Annotated in this window: 16 protein-coding genes; 12 read left to right on the top strand and 4 right to left on the bottom strand. The window is 53.9% G+C overall.

Translation table 11 applies throughout. The features are described 5' to 3' along the window. Nucleotide 1: 1 nt before the first annotated feature. The 12 genes from murD to mutT all read left to right on the top strand — a co-directional run bounded on the left by murD (nucleotide 2) and on the right by mutT (nucleotide 14,478). On the top strand, nucleotides 2–1,318 hold the full coding sequence (gene murD / locus J2X14_RS08240) for a UDP-N-acetylmuramoyl-L-alanine--D-glutamate ligase (RefSeq protein WP_352410739.1): 1,317 nt from the start codon (nucleotides 2–4) through the stop codon (nucleotides 1,316–1,318). Further along, complete coding sequence (gene ftsW, locus J2X14_RS08235) at nucleotides 1,318–2,535, top strand: cell division protein FtsW (RefSeq protein ID WP_352410738.1); 1,218 nt, start codon at nucleotides 1,318–1,320, stop codon at nucleotides 2,533–2,535. Before murD ends, ftsW begins: the two co-directional genes overlap by 1 nt. Beyond that, the gene (murG, locus tag J2X14_RS08230; protein WP_352410737.1) at nucleotides 2,532–3,593 is read left to right on the top strand and encodes an undecaprenyldiphospho-muramoylpentapeptide beta-N-acetylglucosaminyltransferase; all 1,062 of its coding nucleotides are present in this window, start codon (nucleotides 2,532–2,534) and stop codon (nucleotides 3,591–3,593) included. The genes ftsW and murG overlap by 4 nt, the downstream gene beginning before the upstream one ends. Nucleotides 3,594–3,637: 44 nt before the next feature. Then, nucleotides 3,638–5,113 carry a UDP-N-acetylmuramate--L-alanine ligase gene (gene murC, locus J2X14_RS08225; protein WP_352410736.1) on the top strand — a complete coding sequence of 492 codons (1,476 nt, stop codon included), beginning with the start codon at nucleotides 3,638–3,640 and terminating at the stop codon, nucleotides 5,111–5,113. Further along, nucleotides 5,106–6,026, top strand: coding sequence for a D-alanine--D-alanine ligase (locus tag J2X14_RS08220; protein ID WP_352410735.1), 921 nt, complete (start codon nucleotides 5,106–5,108; stop codon nucleotides 6,024–6,026). The genes murC and J2X14_RS08220 overlap by 8 nt, the downstream gene beginning before the upstream one ends. A 1-nt stretch (nucleotide 6,027) precedes the next feature. Then, nucleotides 6,028–6,870, top strand: coding sequence for a cell division protein FtsQ (gene ftsQ / locus J2X14_RS08215; RefSeq protein WP_352410734.1), 843 nt, complete (start codon nucleotides 6,028–6,030; stop codon nucleotides 6,868–6,870). Continuing rightward, nucleotides 6,867–8,123: a cell division protein FtsA gene (gene ftsA, locus J2X14_RS08210; protein ID WP_352410733.1), complete on the top strand. Its 1,257-nt coding sequence runs from the start codon at nucleotides 6,867–6,869 to the stop codon at nucleotides 8,121–8,123. The genes ftsQ and ftsA overlap by 4 nt, the downstream gene beginning before the upstream one ends. A 72-nt stretch (nucleotides 8,124–8,195) precedes the next feature. Further along, nucleotides 8,196–9,353: a cell division protein FtsZ gene (gene ftsZ, locus J2X14_RS08205; RefSeq protein ID WP_352410732.1), complete on the top strand. Its 1,158-nt coding sequence runs from the start codon at nucleotides 8,196–8,198 to the stop codon at nucleotides 9,351–9,353. Between the two features lie 99 nt (nucleotides 9,354–9,452). Next, nucleotides 9,453–10,370, top strand: a complete 918-nt coding sequence (lpxC, locus tag J2X14_RS08200; protein ID WP_249893451.1) for a UDP-3-O-acyl-N-acetylglucosamine deacetylase — start codon at nucleotides 9,453–9,455, stop codon at nucleotides 10,368–10,370. A 285-nt stretch (nucleotides 10,371–10,655) separates the two neighbouring features. Beyond that, nucleotides 10,656–11,162: a secA translation cis-regulator SecM gene (gene secM, locus J2X14_RS08195; protein ID WP_352410731.1), complete on the top strand. Its 507-nt coding sequence runs from the start codon at nucleotides 10,656–10,658 to the stop codon at nucleotides 11,160–11,162. Nucleotides 11,163–11,239: 77 nt separating this feature from the next. Next, nucleotides 11,240–13,945, top strand: a complete 2,706-nt coding sequence (secA, locus tag J2X14_RS08190) for a preprotein translocase subunit SecA (protein WP_352410730.1) — start codon at nucleotides 11,240–11,242, stop codon at nucleotides 13,943–13,945. Between the two features lie 137 nt (nucleotides 13,946–14,082). Next, nucleotides 14,083–14,478, top strand: a complete 396-nt coding sequence (gene mutT, locus J2X14_RS08185) for an 8-oxo-dGTP diphosphatase MutT (RefSeq protein ID WP_352410729.1) — start codon at nucleotides 14,083–14,085, stop codon at nucleotides 14,476–14,478. 84 nt (nucleotides 14,479–14,562) lie between these two features. Here mutT and J2X14_RS08180 read toward each other — a convergent pair whose 3' ends face one another. The 4 genes from J2X14_RS08180 to coaE form a co-directional block, all read right to left on the bottom strand. Continuing rightward, a complete protein-coding gene (locus J2X14_RS08180) occupies nucleotides 14,563–16,335 on the bottom strand; it encodes a metallophosphoesterase (protein WP_352411075.1) in 1,773 nt (590 codons plus the stop codon). Between the two features lie 307 nt (nucleotides 16,336–16,642). Beyond that, on the bottom strand, nucleotides 16,643–16,840 hold the full coding sequence (yacG, locus tag J2X14_RS08175; RefSeq protein WP_352410728.1) for a DNA gyrase inhibitor YacG: 198 nt from the start codon (nucleotides 16,838–16,840) through the stop codon (nucleotides 16,643–16,645). A gap of 10 nt (nucleotides 16,841–16,850) precedes the next feature. After that, nucleotides 16,851–17,594 (bottom strand): cell division protein ZapD, encoded by a 744-nt coding sequence (gene zapD, locus J2X14_RS08170; RefSeq protein ID WP_352410727.1) that lies wholly within the window; start codon nucleotides 17,592–17,594, stop codon nucleotides 16,851–16,853. A gap of 4 nt (nucleotides 17,595–17,598) precedes the next feature. After that, nucleotides 17,599–18,210 (bottom strand): dephospho-CoA kinase, encoded by a 612-nt coding sequence (coaE, locus tag J2X14_RS08165; protein WP_352410726.1) that lies wholly within the window; start codon nucleotides 18,208–18,210, stop codon nucleotides 17,599–17,601. Nucleotides 18,211–18,283 lie beyond the last annotated feature (73 nt).

Raw genomic sequence — 18,283 nt, 5'->3', positions numbered from 1 at the left:
TATGGCTGACTATCAGGGTAGAAAAGTTGTCATTATCGGGCTGGGGCTCACCGGGCTCTCCTGTGTTGATTTCTTTTTAGCGCAGGGCGTAACGCCGCGCGTGATGGATACCCGTGTGTCACCGCCCGGCCTGGATAAGCTGCCTGAGAGCGTCGAGCGTCATCTGGGCGCGCTTAACGGCGACTGGCTGCTGGCGGCGGATTTGATTGTCGCCAGTCCGGGCATGGCCCTGGCGCATCCGCTGCTGATGGAAGCGGCGGAGGCGGGCGTGGAAATTGTTGGCGACATCGAACTGTTTTGCCGCGAAGCGCAGGCACCGATCGTGGCGATTACCGGCTCTAACGGCAAAAGCACCGTCACCACCCTGGTGGGCGAGATGGCGCGCGCCGCGGGCTGGTCGGTGGGCGTGGGCGGCAATATCGGCCTGCCTGCGCTGAGCCTGCTGCAACAGCCAGCGCAGCTGTATGTGCTGGAGCTCTCCAGTTTTCAGCTGGAAACCACGCACAGCCTGAAGGCGGCCGCGGCGACCATTCTGAACGTCAGCGAAGATCATATGGATCGCTATCCGCTGGGTTTGCAGCAATATCGCGCCGCCAAGCTGCGTATTTATGAAAACGCGACGGTCTGCGTGGTCAATGCTGATGATGCGCTGACGATGCCGGTGCGCGGAGCCGATAAGCGCTGCGTCAGCTTTGGCGTTGACGTAGGTGATTACCACCTTAATCGTCAGCAGGGCAGCATCTGGCTGCGCGTGCATGGCGAAAAGGTGCTGAACACCGATGAGATGACGCTGGTTGGGCTGCACAACTATACCAATGCGCTGGCGGCGCTGGCGCTGGCGGATGCGGTCAACATTCCACGCGCCAGCAGTCTGAAAGCCTTAACCACTTTTCGTGGCCTGGCGCATCGTTTCCAGCTGGTGCATGAACGTAACGGCGTGCGCTGGATCAACGATTCCAAAGCCACCAACGTCGGCAGCACCGAAGCGGCGCTGAGCGGCTTAAAGGCGCAGGGCACGTTATGGCTGTTGTTAGGCGGCGACGGCAAATCGGCTGATTTCTCCTCGCTGACGCGGTATTTGCAGGGCGACGCGATTCGCGTCTGGTGCTATGGCCGTGACGGTGCGGCGCTGGCGGCGCTGCGCCCGGAAATCGCCAGCCAGACAGAGACCATGGAGCAGGCGATGCGGGCTATCGCGCCGCAGGTGCAGTCAGGAGATATCGTTCTGCTGTCGCCTGCCTGCGCCAGCCTCGATCAGTTCCGTAATTTTGAACAGCGCGGCGATCGCTTCGCCCAGCTGGCGCGGGAGCTGGGCTGATGCGTATTCCAGGCTTAGGGCTGGCGGGCGGCGTGGTAACGCGCTTGCGCGAGTGGGTTATGGGCGGCCGGGAAAGTGGCGATACCGCCACCATGGTGCTCTACGATCGGACTCTGCTGTGGCTGACGTTTGGGCTGGCGATTATCGGTTTTGTCATGGTGACCTCCGCCTCGATGCCGGTGGGGCAGCGGCTGTCGGAAGATCCCTTTTTCTTTGCCAAGCGTGATGCTTTCTATCTGCTGCTGGCATTAGGGATGGCGCTGGTTACGCTACGTATCCCGATGGCGATTTGGCAGCGTTACAGCAATTTTATGCTGCTGGCTTCCGTATTAATGCTGTTGATCGTGCTGGTGGTGGGGAGCTCGGTAAACGGCGCATCGCGCTGGATTGCGCTGGGGCCGCTGCGTATTCAGCCAGCGGAACTTTCCAAGCTGTCACTGTTTTGCTACCTCGCCAGCTATCTGGTGCGCAAAGTCGAAGAGGTGCGTAATAACTTCTGGGGCTTTTGTAAACCCATGGGCGTGATGGTGGTGCTGGCGGTGCTGCTGCTGGCGCAGCCTGACCTGGGCACGGTGGTGGTGCTGTTTGTTACCACGCTGGCGATGCTGTTCCTGGCAGGCGCTAAGCTGTGGCAATTTTTGGCAATTATCGGCTCCGGCATCTTTGCGGTGATTTTGTTGATTATTGCCGAACCCTACCGTATGCGCCGCGTGACCTCGTTCTGGGATCCCTGGGAAGATCCGTTTGGCAGCGGTTACCAGTTAACCCAGTCGCTGATGGCTTTTGGTCGTGGGGAATTCTGGGGGCAGGGATTAGGTAACTCCGTGCAAAAACTGGAGTATTTACCGGAAGCGCATACCGACTTCATTTTCTCCATTATCGGGGAAGAACTCGGTTATATCGGTGTGGTTTTAGCGCTGTTAATGGTATTCTTCGTCGCTTTTCGGGCGATGTCCATTGGCCGACGCGCGCTGGAGCTCGATCAGCGCTTTTCGGGATTTTTGGCCTGCTCAATTGGCGTCTGGTTTAGCTTCCAGGCGCTGGTAAACGTCGGCGCGGCGGCGGGTATGCTGCCGACCAAAGGCCTGACGTTGCCGTTAATTAGCTACGGTGGTTCCAGTTTGATCATTATGTCGACGGCCATCGTTTTGTTGTTACGCATAGATTATGAAACGCGTCTGAGCAAAGCGCAGGCGTTTACCCGAGGTGCGCGATGAGTGGAAAACGGTTGATGGTAATGGCTGGCGGCACCGGCGGACATGTGTTCCCGGGCCTGGCCGTTGCGCATCATCTGATGGCGCAGGGCTGGCAGGTGCGCTGGCTGGGAACCGCCGATCGTATGGAAGCCGATCTGGTGCCGAAACATGGCATCGACATCGATTTTATCCGCATCAGCGGATTACGCGGCAAAGGCATTAAGGCGCTGCTGGCGGCGCCGGTGCGTATTTTTAATGCCTGGCGTCAGGCCCGCAACATTATGAAAGCCTGGAAACCTGATGTGGTGCTCGGTATGGGCGGCTACGTTTCCGGCCCTGGCGGTCTGGCGGCCTGGAGCTGCGGGATTCCCGTGGTGCTGCATGAACAAAACGGCATTGCCGGGTTAACCAATAAATGGCTGGCGAAGCTGGCAACGAAAGTGATGCAGGCTTTTCCTGGCGCGTTTCCGCATGCGGAAGTGGTGGGTAATCCGGTACGTACCGATGTGCTGGCGCTGAGCCGCCCGGAGCAGCGTCTGGCTGGGCGCGAAGGTCCGGTACGCGTGCTGGTCATTGGCGGCAGCCAGGGCGCGCGCGTGCTTAATCAGACGATGCCGCAGGTCGCCGCGCTGATGGGCGATCGCATTACGCTTTGGCATCAAACCGGCAAGGGCGCGCAGAACGACACAGCGGCGGCCTATGCCACAGCGGATAGCGCGCATCAGCACAAAATTAGCGAGTTTATTGACGATATGGCGGCGGCCTATGCGTGGGCCGATGTGGTGGTCTGCCGTTCCGGCGCGTTAACCGTGAGCGAAATCGCCGCGGCGGGTTTACCGGCGATTTTTGTGCCTTTCCAGCATAAAGATCGTCAGCAGTACTGGAATGCGTTGCCGCTGGAAACAGCCGGTGCCGCCAAAATTTTCGAGCAGCCGCAGTTTACCGCGCAAGCGGTGGCGGAAACGTTACAGCAGTGGGATCGACCCACGCTATTGCTGATGGCGCAAAAAGCGCGTCAGGTAGCGATTCCCGACGCCACCGAACGGGTAGCGGCAGAAGTCAGCGCGGTTGCGCGCTAACAGAATAAGAGAAGGTACTGCGGTACCAGCAGGCAAAAGAAACGATGAATACTCAACAACTGGCGAAACTGCGTTCTATCGTGCCCGAGATGCGTCGCGTCCGGCACATTCACTTTGTCGGCATCGGCGGTGCTGGCATGGGCGGTATCGCCGAAGTGTTGGCCAATGAAGGTTATCAGATTAGCGGTTCCGATTTAGCGCCTAACGCCGTCACGCAGCATCTGACCGCGCTGGGCGCCACGATCTATTTTCACCATCGCCCGGAAAACGTCAGCGATGCCAGCGTTGTGGTGGTTTCCAGCGCCATTACGCAGGATAACCCGGAAATTATCGCCGCACGCGAAGCGCGTATTCCGGTGATCCGCCGTGCGGAAATGCTGGCCGAGCTGATGCGATTCCGCCACGGTATTGCGGTGGCCGGCACGCATGGCAAAACCACCACCACGGCGATGGTTACCAGCATCTATGCTGAAGGCGGACTCGATCCCACCTTTGTGAACGGCGGTTTGGTTAAGGCGGCGGGAACCCATGCGCGCCTCGGCAGCAGCCGTTACCTGATTGCGGAAGCGGATGAGAGCGATGCCTCCTTCCTGCATTTGCAGCCGATGGTAGCGATCGTGACCAATATCGAAGCTGACCATATGGATACCTATCAGGGCGACTTCGAGAATTTGAAGCAGACATTTATTAATTTTCTGCACAACCTGCCGTTTTATGGCCGCGCCGTGCTTTGCGTGGATGATGCGGTGATCCGCGATCTGATCCCGCGCGTGGGCCGTCAGATCACCACTTACGGCTTCAGCGAAGATGCTGATGTGCGCATTGAAAATTACGAGCAGCACGGCGCGCAGGGGCACTTTACGCTGGTGCGTCATGACAAGCCGTTGATGCGCGTGACGCTTAACGCGCCGGGACGCCATAACGCCCTAAACGCGGCGGCGGCGGTTGCGGTTGCAACGGAAGAGGGGATCGATGATGAAGAGATCCTTAGCGCGCTGGAAAGTTTCCAGGGCACGGGACGTCGCTTCGATTTCCTCGGCGAGTTCCCGCTGCAGCAGGTAAACAACACCGTGGGTTCCGCGATGCTGGTGGATGATTATGGCCATCATCCCACCGAAGTCGACGCCACCATTAAAGCGGCGCGGGCGGGCTGGCCGGATAAAAAGCTGGTGATGATCTTTCAGCCGCATCGTTATACGCGTACGCGCGATCTTTACGATGATTTCGCTAATGTGTTGTCGCAGGTCGATGTGCTGCTGATGCTGGATGTCTATTCTGCGGGCGAAACGCCGATTCCCGGTGCCGACAGCCGTTCGCTGTGCCGGACGATCCGTGGACGCGGCAAGGTGGATCCGATCCTCGTGCCGGATCACGATGCGATCCTCGATTTCCTGGCGCCGACCTTAAGCGGCAACGATCTTATTCTGGTGCAGGGCGCAGGCAATATCGGCAAGATCGCGCGTCGCCTGGCCGATCAAAAACTGAAACCGCAGACCAAAGAAGAGGAACATCATGGCTGATAAAGTAGCGGTACTGCTGGGTGGTACCTCCGCTGAACGCGACGTCTCGTTAATGTCCGGCGAAGCGGTGACGGCAGGTCTGAGAGAAGCGGGTATTGATGCGCATGGCGTCGATGTGCGTGATTTCCCCGTGATGCGGTTGAAAGAAGAAGGCTACACCAAAGTTTTTATCGCGCTGCACGGGCGCGGCGGGGAAGACGGGACGCTACAGGGCGTGCTGGATTTTCTGCAGATCCCTTATACCGGCAGCGGCGTGATGGCCTCAGCCATTACCATGGACAAATGGCGCTCCAAGCTGCTCTGGCAGGGCGCTGAGCTGCCAGTCGCGCCCTATGTTTGGATCAATCGCCAGCAGATGGAAGCGGGCATGGATGAGGCGCTGGTGCAGCGTATCGCCCAGTTGGGTATGCCGCTGTTTGTCAAGCCCAGCAGCGAAGGCTCCAGCGTCGGTATTTCACGCGTTAATCAGCCAGCGGATCTGCCCGCGGCGCTGGAAGAAGCGTTTCGCCATGATGACGACGTGCTGATTGAAAAATTCATTAGCGGTCCTGAATATACGGTCGGCATTCTTGGCGAACAAATTTTGCCCTCGATTCGTATTCAGCCCGCCAGCGACTTCTATGACTATGAAGCAAAATACATTTCTGACGATACTCAATACTTCTGCCCGGCGGGCTTAAGCGCAGAGAAAGAGGCGGAACTGCAAGATTTAGTGCTGAAGGCCTGGCGTAGTCTGGGCTGCAGCGGCTGGGGACGCGTGGATGTCATGATGGACGGTGACGGCACCTTCTATCTGTTGGAGGTGAATACTTCGCCTGGCATGACCAGCCATAGTCTGGTTCCTATGGCGGCAAAGCAGGCGGGAATGAGCTTCTCCCAGCTGGTGGCGCGTATTCTGGAGCTGGCCGACTAACATGTCGCAGGCGGCTCTGAACGTACGTCGGGACGCGCAGGAGAAAGCGAAAGCGCGTACCGGACGCAGCAATGGCTCACGGCTGGCGGGAATTTTGTTTCTGCTGTTGGTGATCGGCACGATGTTGGCGGGTGGCTTTGTGGTGTTGAAGTGGATGAATGACGCTTCACGTCTGCCGCTTTCAAAGCTGGTGGTGACGGGAAAAACGCATTACACCACCCACGATGATATTCGTCAGGCCATCTTGTCGCTGGGCGCGCCCGGCACTTTTATGTCACAAGATGTAAATGTGATTCAGCAGCAGATCGAACGTCTGCCATGGATTCAACAGGTCAGCGTACGCAAGCAATGGCCGGACGAATTAAAGATTCATCTGGTTGAATATGTGCCGGTAGCACGGTGGAATGATTTACATATGGTTGATGCGGAAGGCAAATCTTTTAGCGTACCCGCTAACCATATCGGCAAAGAGACGCTACCGTTGCTGTATGGCCCCGAAGGGAGCGAGCAGGATGTGCTGGCAGGCTATCGTCAAATGAACGCGGCGTTGACGGCCAGCAAGTTTAGCGTAAAAGCTGCATCAATGACCGCGCGTCACTCCTGGCAGCTGGTCACAGGCGACGATGTACGTATTGAGCTGGGCCGTAGCGATAACATGAAGCGTCTTAAGCGGTTTATTGAACTTTGGCCGATGCTCCAGCAGCAGGCCACCGCGGATAGCAAGCGCGTCAGTTATGTCGATTTGCGCTATGACTCCGGCGCTGCCGTTGGCTGGGCTCCGGCATTTATTGAGCCTCAGGACAGTAATCAGCAACAGAATCAGGCACAGGCTAAACAACAATGATCAAGGCGACGGACAGAAAACTGGTAGTAGGACTTGAGATAGGCACCGCCAAGGTCGCCGCTTTGGTAGGGGAAGTTCTGCCCGATGGCATGGTTAATATTATTGGGGTCGGCAGTTGTCCGTCCCGCGGCATGGATAAAGGCGGCGTAAACGATCTGGAATCGGTGGTGAAATGCGTACAGCGCGCCATCGACCAGGCGGAACTGATGGCGGATTGTCAGATCTCCTCGGTTTACCTTGCGTTATCCGGCAAACATATTAGTTGCCAGAACGAAATCGGGATGGTTCCGATTTCTGAAGAGGAAGTGACACAGGAAGATGTCGAGAACGTGGTGCATACCGCTAAATCGGTACGCGTGCGTGATGAGCATCGTATTCTGCATGTGATTCCGCAGGAGTACGCCATCGACTACCAGGAAGGGATTAAAAATCCGGTTGGGCTGTCGGGCGTGCGCATGCAGGCAAAAGTACATTTGATCACCTGTCATAACGATATGGCGAAAAATATCGTTAAGGCCGTTGAACGTTGCGGTCTGAAAGTTGACCAACTGATTTTTGCCGGTCTGGCCTCCAGCTTTGCAGTGCTGACCGAAGATGAGCGCGAGCTGGGCGTCTGCGTGGTCGATATCGGCGGCGGTACCATGGATATCGCGGTTTATACCGGCGGCGCGCTGCGTCATACCAAAGTGATTCCTTATGCGGGGAATGTGGTGACCAGCGATATCGCCTATGCCTTTGGCACGCCGCCAACCGACGCGGAAGCGATTAAAGTCCGCCACGGTTGCGCGCTGGGTTCGATTGTCGGCAAGGATGAGAACGTTGAAGTGCCAAGCGTGGGCGGACGTCCGCCGCGCAGCCTGCAACGTCAAACCCTGGCGGAAGTGATTGAGCCGCGTTATACCGAGCTGCTCAACCTGGTTAACGATGAAATTCTGCAGCTGCAGGAGCAGTTACGCCAGCAGGGCGTTAAGCATCATCTGGCGGCAGGTATTGTGTTAACCGGCGGCGCGGCGCAGATTGAAGGGTTAGCCGCCTGCGCGCAACGCGTGTTTCATACGCAGGTGCGCATCGGCCAGCCGCTGAACATTACCGGATTAACCGATTATGCGCAGGAGCCTTACTACTCAACGGCAGTTGGTCTCCTGCATTACGGAAAAGAGTCTCACCTGAACGGTGAGGCAGAGGTTGAAAAACGTGCGTCAGTTGGCAACTGGTTTAAACGTATCAACAGCTGGCTGAAAAAAGAGTTTTAATTTTTATAAAAGGAGATCATGCTAGCACTATTTTATGATCTCCAGGCGACAGGCACATAACGGAGAGAAATTATGTTTGAACCTATGGAATTAACCAACGACGCGGTGATTAAAGTCATCGGCGTCGGCGGGGGCGGCGGTAACGCTGTCGAGCATATGGTCCGTGAACGTATCGAAGGCGTTGAGTTCTTCGCGGTAAACACGGACGCACAGGCGTTGCGCAAAACTGCAGTTGGCCAGACCATTCAAATCGGCACCAACATTACTAAAGGTCTGGGTGCAGGCGCGAACCCTGAAGTAGGTCGTACTTCTGCAGAAGAAGATCGTGAAGCGTTGCGTTCGGCGCTGGATGGCGCAGACATGGTATTTATCGCAGCCGGTATGGGCGGCGGTACCGGTACCGGTGCAGCGCCGGTTGTCGCGGAAGTGGCAAAAGACTTAGGCATCCTGACCGTTGCGGTGGTAACCAAGCCGTTTAACTTCGAAGGCAAAAAGCGTATGGCGTTTGCCGAGCAGGGCATCGCCGAGCTGTCTAAGCATGTCGATTCACTGATCACTATCCCGAACGACAAGCTGCTGAAAGTGCTGGGCCGTGGCATTTCGCTGCTGGATGCGTTTGGCGCGGCTAACGACGTGCTGAAAGGCGCGGTGCAGGGTATTGCCGAACTGATCACCCGTCCGGGTCTGATGAACGTCGACTTCGCCGACGTGCGCACCGTGATGTCCGAAATGGGCTACGCGATGATGGGCTCCGGCGTGGCGTGCGGTGAAGATCGCGCAGAAGAAGCTGCAGAAATGGCGATCTCCAGTCCGCTGTTGGAAGATATCGATCTTTCCGGCGCGCGTGGCGTGCTGGTTAACATCACTGCGGGCTTCGACCTGCGTCTGGATGAGTTTGAGACCGTGGGTAACACCATCCGCGCCTTCGCATCTGATAATGCGACCGTGGTAATCGGTACCTCTCTGGATCCGGAAATGAACGACGAGCTGCGCGTAACCGTGGTGGCGACCGGGATTGGCATGGACAAACGTCCGGAAATCACCCTGGTGACCAACAAGCAGGCAACCAGCCAGCCGATCATGGATCATCGTTACCAGCAGCACGGCATGTCTCCGCTGCCGCAGGAGCAAAAACCGGCTGCGAAAGTGGTTAACGATCAAAGCTCGCAGCCTGGCAAAGAGCCTGATTACCTGGATATTCCTGCCTTCCTGCGCAAACAGGCAGATTAGGAATAACCTGAGAATTGGGATTCTCCGCTCTTTGTGCTAAAATGTTCGTCCGTCAGTGATATAGACTGACGGTCGGATGATATTTTGCGAGATAATACGATGATCAAACAACGGACATTAAAACGTATTGTTCAGGCGACTGGCGTCGGTTTGCATACCGGCAAAAAGGTCTCCCTGACGTTACGCCCTGCGCCGGCTAATACCGGGGTCATCTATCGTCGCACTGACTTGAATCCACCGGTTGATTTCCCGGCTGATGCAAAATTCGTGCGCGACACCATGCTAAGTACCTGCCTGGTGAATGATGAAGGCGTACGTATTTCCACCGTAGAGCACCTGAATGCCGCCCTGGCTGGCCTTGGCATCGACAATATCATTGTCGAAGTGAATGCGCCTGAAGTGCCGATTATGGACGGCAGCGCCGCACCTTTCGTCTACTTGTTGGTGGACGCAGGCGTGGAAGAGCTGAACAGCCCGAAAAAATTCGTGCGTGTTAAACAAGCTGTGCGTGTTGAAGATGGCGATAAGTGGGCTGAGATTAAACCTTACAACGGGTTCTCGCTCGACTTCACCATCGATTTCAAACACCCGGCGATTGATTCCAGCTCGCAGCGCTATCAGCTGAACTTCTCTACGGAAGCGTTCATGCGTCAGATCAGCCGTGCGCGAACCTTCGGCTTTATGCGTGAAATCGAATACCTGCAGTCGAAAGGCCTGTGCCTGGGCGGTAGTTTAGATTGCGCCATAGGTTTAGACGATTTCCGCGTACTGAACGAAGAAGGTTTACGCTTCGAAGATGAATTTGTTCGTCACAAAATGCTGGACGCCATCGGTGACCTGTTTATGTGCGGCCACAATATTGTAGGCGCGTTTTCAGCCTATAAATCGGGCCATGCGCTAAACAATAAACTGTTGCAGGCGGTGCTGGCGAAACAGGAAGCCTGGGAATGGGCGACCTTTGAAGACGAAGCTGAACTGCCGGTGGCATTCAAGGCAACAAATCTGGTTCTGGCGTAATCCGCCACGGCCTTTTAAAACGACTGGTAGCGCTGGCTCACTCTCTCCGGCCAGCAAAACCAGTCGTTTTTGTTTCTGCGTTGCGGTGCGCATTATTTGCGCCGTTGTCGATCGGAATGTCGCTGTTTTCTTCTCCTCCCGCTACGATCTGATGTTTAACGCGCGCAATGATGATAAGATTTGCCCTCGCTAAAGGCGGCAACGGGCGTAATTCGCCAGATGGAACAGCGCCGCTAATTATTCATTGAAGAAGGGCAGGTCGCTACCTGCCAGACGGAAACCGTTGTGATCGCTATTTTTCACCGTTGGCGACAATTAGGCAGGCGTTACTTTTGGCCGCATCTGTTATTTGGCATGGTGGCGGCAAGCCTTGGCCTGCCTGCTGCGCACGCTCAGAATGCAGAACCAAACAATCGTCCTGAAGCCACCGCGAAAAAGCTGATTATCAGCGCCGTACGTGTTGATAACCTCATGCTGCTGCAGGGGAATGTTCGCCGCGCTAACTTCAGCGTGGATTACTGGCATCAGCATGCTATCCGTACCGTCATCCGCCACCTCTCTTTTGCGCTTACGCCGCAAAATCTGCCTGATGCGGAAGAAACTCTGCCGCTCGCCGTACAGAAAATAGCGCTGCTGGATACGCTGAACGCGCTGCTTACCCATGAGCCGCGTCAGCCGGTGATTATCCGCCAAACGCAGCAGCCTGCGGTTTCCATCACGCCCGATTATCATATCGGCATCTGGCTGGCCCAGGTGCAGGGCATCCGCGCGGGCCCTTACATTCTCAGCTGAAGCCTGAGCAGTCCTTAATCCATATACTATAAAAAATGTGCCGCAAACACGGCGGTAAAGATGAGAATGTATTTATTATGCTAACCAAGTTGTTAACCAAAGTTTTTGGCAGTCGTAACGATCGTACGCTGCGCCGTATGCGTAAGACGGTAGAAATCATCAATAAAATGGAGCCTGATTTTGAAAAGCTCTCTGATGACGAACTGAAAGCGAAAACCCAGGAGTTTCGCGCTCGTCTGGAAAAAGGCGAAGAGCTGGATAGCCTGATCCCGGAAGCGTTCGCCACCGTGCGTGAAGCCAGCAAGCGCGTATTTAACATGCGCCACTTTGATGTGCAGCTGATTGGCGGCATGGTGCTGAACGATCGTTGTATTGCTGAGATGCGTACCGGTGAAGGTAAAACCCTGACCGCAACGCTGCCAGCGTATCTGAATGCGTTAAGCGGCAAAGGCGTACACGTTGTTACCGTCAACGACTATCTGGCCCAGCGCGATGCGGAAAATAACCGTCCGCTGTTTGAATTTCTTGGCCTGTCGGTAGGCATCAACCTGCCGGGAATGCCCTCGCCAGCCAAGCGTGAAGCCTATGCGGCCGATATCACTTATGGCACCAATAACGAATATGGCTTCGACTATCTGCGCGATAACATGGCCTTCAGCCCGGAAGAGCGCGTCCAGCGCAAGCTGAACTATGCGCTGGTGGATGAGGTTGACTCCATCCTTATCGATGAAGCGCGTACGCCGTTGATTATTTCCGGACCGGCGGAAGATAGCTCTGAGATGTACATCAAAGTAAACAAAATCATTCCGCACCTGATCCGTCAGGAAAAAGAAGATTCTGATACGTTCCAGGGCGAAGGCCACTTCTCGGTGGATGAAAAAGCGCGTCAGGTACACCTTACCGAACGCGGCCTGGTGACCATTGAAGAGCTGATGGTGCAGGAAGGCATCATGGCGGAAGGTGAGTCACTCTACTCGCCGACCAACATTATGCTGATGCATCACGTTACCGCCGCTCTGCGTGCCCATGTGCTGTTCACGCGTGACGTTGACTACATCGTTAAAGATGGCGAAGTGGTTATCGTTGATGAGCATACCGGGCGTACCATGCAGGGTCGTCGCTGGTCAGATGGTCTGCATCAGGCGATCGAAGCGAAAGAAGGCGTGGAGATCCAGAATGAGAACCAGACGCTGGCTTCCATCACCTTCCAGAACTATTTCCGTCTGTATGAGAAGCTGGCCGGGATGACCGGTACGGCAGATACCGAAGCGTTTGAATTCAGCTCTATCTACAAGCTGGACACGATTGTTATCCCAACCAACCGCCCAATGGTGCGTAAAGATCTGCCCGATCTGGTCTATATGACCGAGAAAGAGAAGATCGACGCGATCATTGAAGATATTCGTGAACGTACCGCCAACGGTCAGCCGATCCTTGTGGGTACCATCTCGATCGAAAAATCTGAGGTGGTCTCTAACGAGCTGACGCGCGCGGGCATCAAGCACAGCGTACTGAACGCGAAGTTCCACGCACGCGAAGCGGATATCGTTGCGCAGGCCGGTCAGCCGGGCGCGGTGACCATCGCCACCAACATGGCCGGTCGCGGTACAGATATTATGCTGGGCGGTAGCTGGCAGGCAGAAGTTGCCGCGCTGGAAAACCCGACCGAAGAGCAGATTGCCGCCATCAAGGCAGAGTGGAAAGAGCGTCACGACGCAGTACTGGCATCGGGCGGCCTGCATATTATCGGGACCGAACGTCACGAATCACGTCGTATCGATAACCAGCTGCGTGGTCGTTCTGGTCGTCAGGGCGACCAGGGCTCATCGCGTTTCTATCTGTCGATGGAAGATGCGCTGATGCGTATTTTCGCCTCCGATCGCGTATCGAACATGATGCGTAAACTGGGCATGAAGCCGGGCGAAGCGATTGAGCATCCGTGGGTTACCAAGGCGATTGCTAACGCACAGCGTAAAGTAGAAAGCCGCAACTTCGACATTCGTAAGCAGCTGCTGGAATATGATGACGTTGCCAACGATCAGCGTCGTGCGATTTACACGCAGCGTAATGAACTGCTGGACGTGGCTGACGTTAGCGAAACCATTAACAGCATTCGTGAAGATGTCTTTAAGGCCACGATTGATAGCTACATTCCGCCGCAGTCGTTGGAGGAGATGTGGGACGTCAACGGGCTGGAAGAGCGTCTGAAAAACGATTTCGATCTGGATATGCCGATCAGCCAGTGGCTGGATAAAGAGCCAGAACTGCATGAAGAGACGCTGCGTGAGCGCATTCTGACGCAGGCGCACGAAGAGTATCAGCGTAAAGAAGAAGTGGTTGGCACCGAGATGATGCGCAACTTTGAAAAAGGCGTGATGCTGCAAACGCTGGACTCACTGTGGAAAGAGCACCTGGCGGCGATGGATTATTTACGTCAGGGTATCCATTTGCGCGGTTATGCGCAGAAAGATCCCAAGCAGGAGTACAAGCGCGAATCCTTCGCTATGTTTGCGGCAATGCTGGAATCGCTGAAGTATGAAGTGATCAGCACCCTGAGCAAAGTACAGGTGCGCATGCCTGAAGAGGTTGAAGCGATGGAAGCGCAGCGTCGTGAAGAGGCTGAGCGCCTGGCGCAGCAGCAGCAGCTAAGCCATGTTGATGATGAAACCGAAGCGGCCGCCGCGCTGGCAGGCGAAACCGGCGAGCGCAAAGTTGGACGTAACGATCCTTGCCCATGTGGCTCCGGTAAAAAATATAAGCAGTGTCATGGTCGCCTGGCCTGATTACGCTGACGTGAAAAGGGAGCCGCAAGGCTCCTTTTTTTATGGTGAAAAAGCCGCAGGCAACGTCCGTCGGTTGCGTATAAAGCGTAACGAAATCAGGCTATACTCCCTCTCATTCCATTAACAAGGATGCGAAAATGAAACATCTTCATGTCGCTGTTGGCATCATCCGTAATGTACAGCAGGAAATTTTTCTGACGCGGCGCCCGGCCAGCTCGCATATGGCGAATATGTGGGAATTTCCGGGTGGAAAAATTGAGCCGGGCGAAACGCCTGAGCAGGCGCTGAAGCGCGAACTGCTGGAAGAGACCGGCATCGCCGTTATCGCCGCAACCGCGTTTGGTCATGCCGATCACACCTATGAAAATCTGCGCGTGACGCTGCACTTTTTCCTTGTTGAGCAATGGCAGGGCGATCCATGGGGACGGGAAGGGCAGCCGCAGCGCTGGGTTCCACAGTGCGAGCTGATAGCTGAGGAGTTTCCGCCCGCAAATCACCAACTGGTAGCGCGCCTGCTCGCTGAAGCGCATTAGTCCGTTAACGTTAAATCGAGTCGGCGTCGGCTAGCCCAACGCCGTCACGGCTCATTAACAAGCCAGAATTAAAATCATCGCTTTTTACCAACCCAGACAAGGTGCCGGGTTGATCAAGGTACGTTTACCTAAATATTGCCAGTGATTTTGAGCAACTTTCCCCTCGTCCCGCTTATTCACTGAAGAGGGCAAATTAACATCCGTATTGGCATGTATAAAAGGGTACAAATACGCTTTATTGTCTTTCGCTTTATAATAATGAATAGCGGTATCTTCGTGCCCGGCTAAGGTCACCAGCCCCCATTTTTGATAACTGTTGTGATATTTAGGTGAATGCGCGCTCCCGTAGACGTTTCCCCGGCTATCTGCATCCAGAATTCTTGAGGTTCCCTGGTTGACCAGGCGTATATAATTATCCTCCGGCTTCAGTAACGTCCATTTTTGATAAGGTCCATTGTTCCATTTTCTGGCGTAAATATTGCCGTCACTGTTGCCCTCCAGTACGGCGTCATATTTATCATGTACTATTTTGTATAGCGTTTCATATTGTGGCTTTTCCGGGTTAAGTGCGTGAAGCTGCCATTTTTGATAAGGGTTTGCCAATTTAAACGGGTTGGTAGCGACCTCATTCGCTTTATTTACGCCCAAAGCCAGTCCAGCTGCCTGCTGTTTCAAAAGGAACGTGCCGCCCACGCTACCATCAGCATGTTTAGCAAAAAGGTTTGAGGCATAAATATCGCCTGTTTTACCTTTTTCTCCCGGTGATTTACACCAAACAGGAGGGGCGTGCCTTTTTTCTTTTCGCCCGTAGCTTGCAATCGGCCGATCGCCAGACAATCTGTAACGAATAACCTGAAAGCCTTTATCATTAACCTGTAGCCGATCAAAATATCCAGCATGTAAAGCGCCAGTAGTATAAACAGGAACGTTGCCATAAAGCGGGTTTCTTCTGTCTACTGCTGGATAGTGGCTATGCCCGGCAAATACAGCATTGACTTTGAACTCCTGCAGAATCGCTTGGAAATAGGCCTTTTCAACAGCGCTGGCTTTTTGCAAGTATTCATCTTTTGCATGTAAATTAACAAAGATATAATCTACGCTGCGTTTTCGGGCATGGTATAAATCCTGACGTAGCCAGGAGAGAGAATCCTTTATCTCATAGCGATCATCGTTAAAAACATTGGCTATCGTAACGTTATATTCTGGTGAAAGATGTAGCTGAACAAAGTGTGACGTTATCGTGCCGCTCGTTGTTTCGGCTTGATGATCCCATGAATAGGCCAGACTGCCCTGATGAGTGACAGCGGTGCGTTTCACTTTATCATACGAAAAATTAAGTAATTCACCCTGGTAACGTTTTATCTTCTGTTCGAGAAATTTCACCATGTTATAAGCACAGGCATCAGGATTCAAAAATAGTTCATCCATTGATCGGCAATTACCTACGTTGCTTTTATAATCATAATTTCCCAGGCCGATGTAATAAGGAAAGGGAAGGTTATCATAAATAAAAGTAAATGCTTGCCGCGTATTTTCACGGCCAAACTCAGTTATATTACCGTTGATAATGCCAAAATAAGGTGTTCCGGACGTTGCTGTTTCCTGGTGATATACCTTTTTAATGGCATTAACGACGTTATGATTGAACGCTTTCCAGGCTTTTTTGCTTTCTTCCGAATTGGGGGGTGTTGCGCTATTTTGTCCTGAGCGCCAGGCCTGTGGATCGGCCATAACAATATAATTTGCGTAGGGGGAAGCGGCAAACACATCTATGCTCCCTACAATAGATAATATCAAAATGCTCAGCCTCGCCAGGTTGTTAATGCTTTTTTGATAGCCTAAATGCTGTTTCCTCATCACAGTTTCCCCCTGCGCTTTAACTATCCCTTAAAAGCAAAAGGAGAATATATAGGATGTGTTGAATTCCTCCCACCTTAATAGTTATTTTTAAGGTTTATAATAAAAATGAAATAATGGTAAAGGCTAAAAGAGGGTTTAAATAGGAAATAAGAATTTAACGAGAGGACGTATAAAAAATGGTTATTAATAGCGCGTTGAAACATCCTTAAATCGAGCAATTATGTTAGCAGGAAAATGAGCCAGGCGTGGATTAGCCTGGCAGGGTGTGATTTAAGTTTAGCGTTTTAGGTGTGCTTAAGATCCTTTAAGGCTCTCTTTCACTCCATTCTTCGCTATCAGACAGATCGTTACTGCTGGCAATCCGCTTTTCTTCAGCCGCCCATTCGCCCAGATCGATCAGCTGACAGCGTTTGCAACAGAATGGACGAAACGGGCTCTGTTCACCCCAAACAACCGGCTTGCCGCAGGTTGGACAGGCGACCGTAGTAATATCACTGCTCATGATTACACCTCTAACAACAGGCCAACTCGAAATCGAGACGTGCCGGAATTTCGCCACGTTCGCTGTCGAGCGGTAAAAAACGAATCGCATAACGGGTTTTATGGCCCGATACTTGCGGATAAAGATTGGCTTCCAGCGCCAGCTGCAGGCGGAGCAAATCAGCGCCTTCGGCATTATCCTGATAAAAGCCGTTCAGGCTGGTTTGATGACGGAAAACACCCGACTGACGAACCAATTCCAGAATCATAAATAACGCCTGGCGTAACGCATCAAGCGTTTCCATCCAACTGGTAACCTGCGCATCCCGCAGTGATTGATCCAGGTGCAGCCAGACATGCAGCGTTGGCAAATCAAAACTGCAGCAGCCGCCAGGAATACTTAAGCGTTGACGTACCAGCGCAACAAGACGATCTTCACGCAGAGCCTGACCAATACGCGGTGCCGCCATCAACTCGCTGGCGCGTGATTTTAGCTGCTGACGCAGCGCTTCTACGCGCTCCATATCCACGCCCGGCACTTCGCTCCACGCCAGCAGTTTTTGCTGCTGGCGTTCCAGCTCTTTCAGGATCTCGGTACGTAGCTCGCCACGTTCAAAGACATCTAACAGCTCACTCAGGTTGCGGAAAAATGTCAGAGCGGTGAGGTGATCGGTGATATGGATACTGGCCTGAAGCTGCTGGAGCAAAAACTCAATTCTTAGCCAGGTACGCATTTTTTCATTTAACGGATGTTCGAAAAGAACGATTTTACTCATGCTGTTAATCCTGTTTTATCGCTCCGGCCAGCGCCAGATAACGCTGATTCAGTTCGGCGACCAGCGGCAAGGTGTCATGGGGCTGTCCGCTGTTTTCAATGATGTCATCTGCTACCGCCAGACGTGCCGCGCGCGTGGCCTGAGCGGCAATGATTTTTTCCGCCTGTTCGCGTGTCATGCCATCGCGGGCCATGGTTCGTTCAATCTGGATTTCAGGATCGACATCCACAACCAGTACCCGATCGGCCTGTTTTTCCAGGTGATTTTCCACCAGCAGCGGCACGACCCATAAACACCAGGGCGAACGTGCCGCTGCCAGCTGCTGCCGCGTCTCGGCATGAATCAGTGGATGCAGTAACTGATTTAACCAGGTTTTATCCGCCGGAGAGTTAAAGATAGTCTGACGCAGCGCAGCACGATTTAGCGTACCGTCTGCATGAAGAATGGCCGAACCAAAGCGCGTTGCAATGTCGTTTAACGCCGGTTGGCCGGGTTCTACTACCTGACGCGCGATGATATCCGCGTCAATGATTTCCACTCCATGCGCGGCAAAGGCGGCGGCAACGGTACTTTTCCCACTGCCGATACCACCGGTCAGCGCAACTGTGTAAGGCATCTGTTTCAGTTCCTGCTTCGTCTGCAAACGCCATGTTGCTGCTGTTAATTTTTAGCGACAGCGACAAATTTTG

Origin of the sequence: Mixta sp. BE291, from assembly GCF_031457955.1 — a bacterium.
Classification (GTDB): domain Bacteria; phylum Pseudomonadota; class Gammaproteobacteria; order Enterobacterales; family Enterobacteriaceae; genus Mixta.
The sequence above is the reverse complement of the archived record's forward strand: the minus strand, read 5'-3'. Positions and strand labels throughout refer to the sequence as shown.

Coding starts and splice junctions, on each gene's coding strand:
- mutT (WP_352410729.1), top strand. CDS start 14,083: ATGAAACATCTTCATGTCGCTGTTGGCATCATCCGTAATGTACAGCAG.
- J2X14_RS08220 (WP_352410735.1), top strand. CDS start 5,106: ATGGCTGATAAAGTAGCGGTACTGCTGGGTGGTACCTCCGCTGAACGC.
- secA (WP_352410730.1), top strand. CDS start 11,240: ATGCTAACCAAGTTGTTAACCAAAGTTTTTGGCAGTCGTAACGATCGT.
- ftsA (WP_352410733.1), top strand. CDS start 6,867: ATGATCAAGGCGACGGACAGAAAACTGGTAGTAGGACTTGAGATAGGC.
- zapD (WP_352410727.1), bottom strand. CDS start 17,594: ATGAGTAAAATCGTTCTTTTCGAACATCCGTTAAATGAAAAAATGCGT.
- J2X14_RS08180 (WP_352411075.1), bottom strand. CDS start 16,335: ATGAGGAAACAGCATTTAGGCTATCAAAAAAGCATTAACAACCTGGCG.
- coaE (WP_352410726.1), bottom strand. CDS start 18,210: ATGCCTTACACAGTTGCGCTGACCGGTGGTATCGGCAGTGGGAAAAGT.
- murG (WP_352410737.1), top strand. CDS start 2,532: ATGAGTGGAAAACGGTTGATGGTAATGGCTGGCGGCACCGGCGGACAT.
- lpxC (WP_249893451.1), top strand. CDS start 9,453: ATGATCAAACAACGGACATTAAAACGTATTGTTCAGGCGACTGGCGTC.
- ftsZ (WP_352410732.1), top strand. CDS start 8,196: ATGTTTGAACCTATGGAATTAACCAACGACGCGGTGATTAAAGTCATC.
- murD (WP_352410739.1), top strand. CDS start 2: ATGGCTGACTATCAGGGTAGAAAAGTTGTCATTATCGGGCTGGGGCTC.
- yacG (WP_352410728.1), bottom strand. CDS start 16,840: ATGAGCAGTGATATTACTACGGTCGCCTGTCCAACCTGCGGCAAGCCG.
- ftsQ (WP_352410734.1), top strand. CDS start 6,028: ATGTCGCAGGCGGCTCTGAACGTACGTCGGGACGCGCAGGAGAAAGCG.
- ftsW (WP_352410738.1), top strand. CDS start 1,318: ATGCGTATTCCAGGCTTAGGGCTGGCGGGCGGCGTGGTAACGCGCTTG.
- murC (WP_352410736.1), top strand. CDS start 3,638: ATGAATACTCAACAACTGGCGAAACTGCGTTCTATCGTGCCCGAGATG.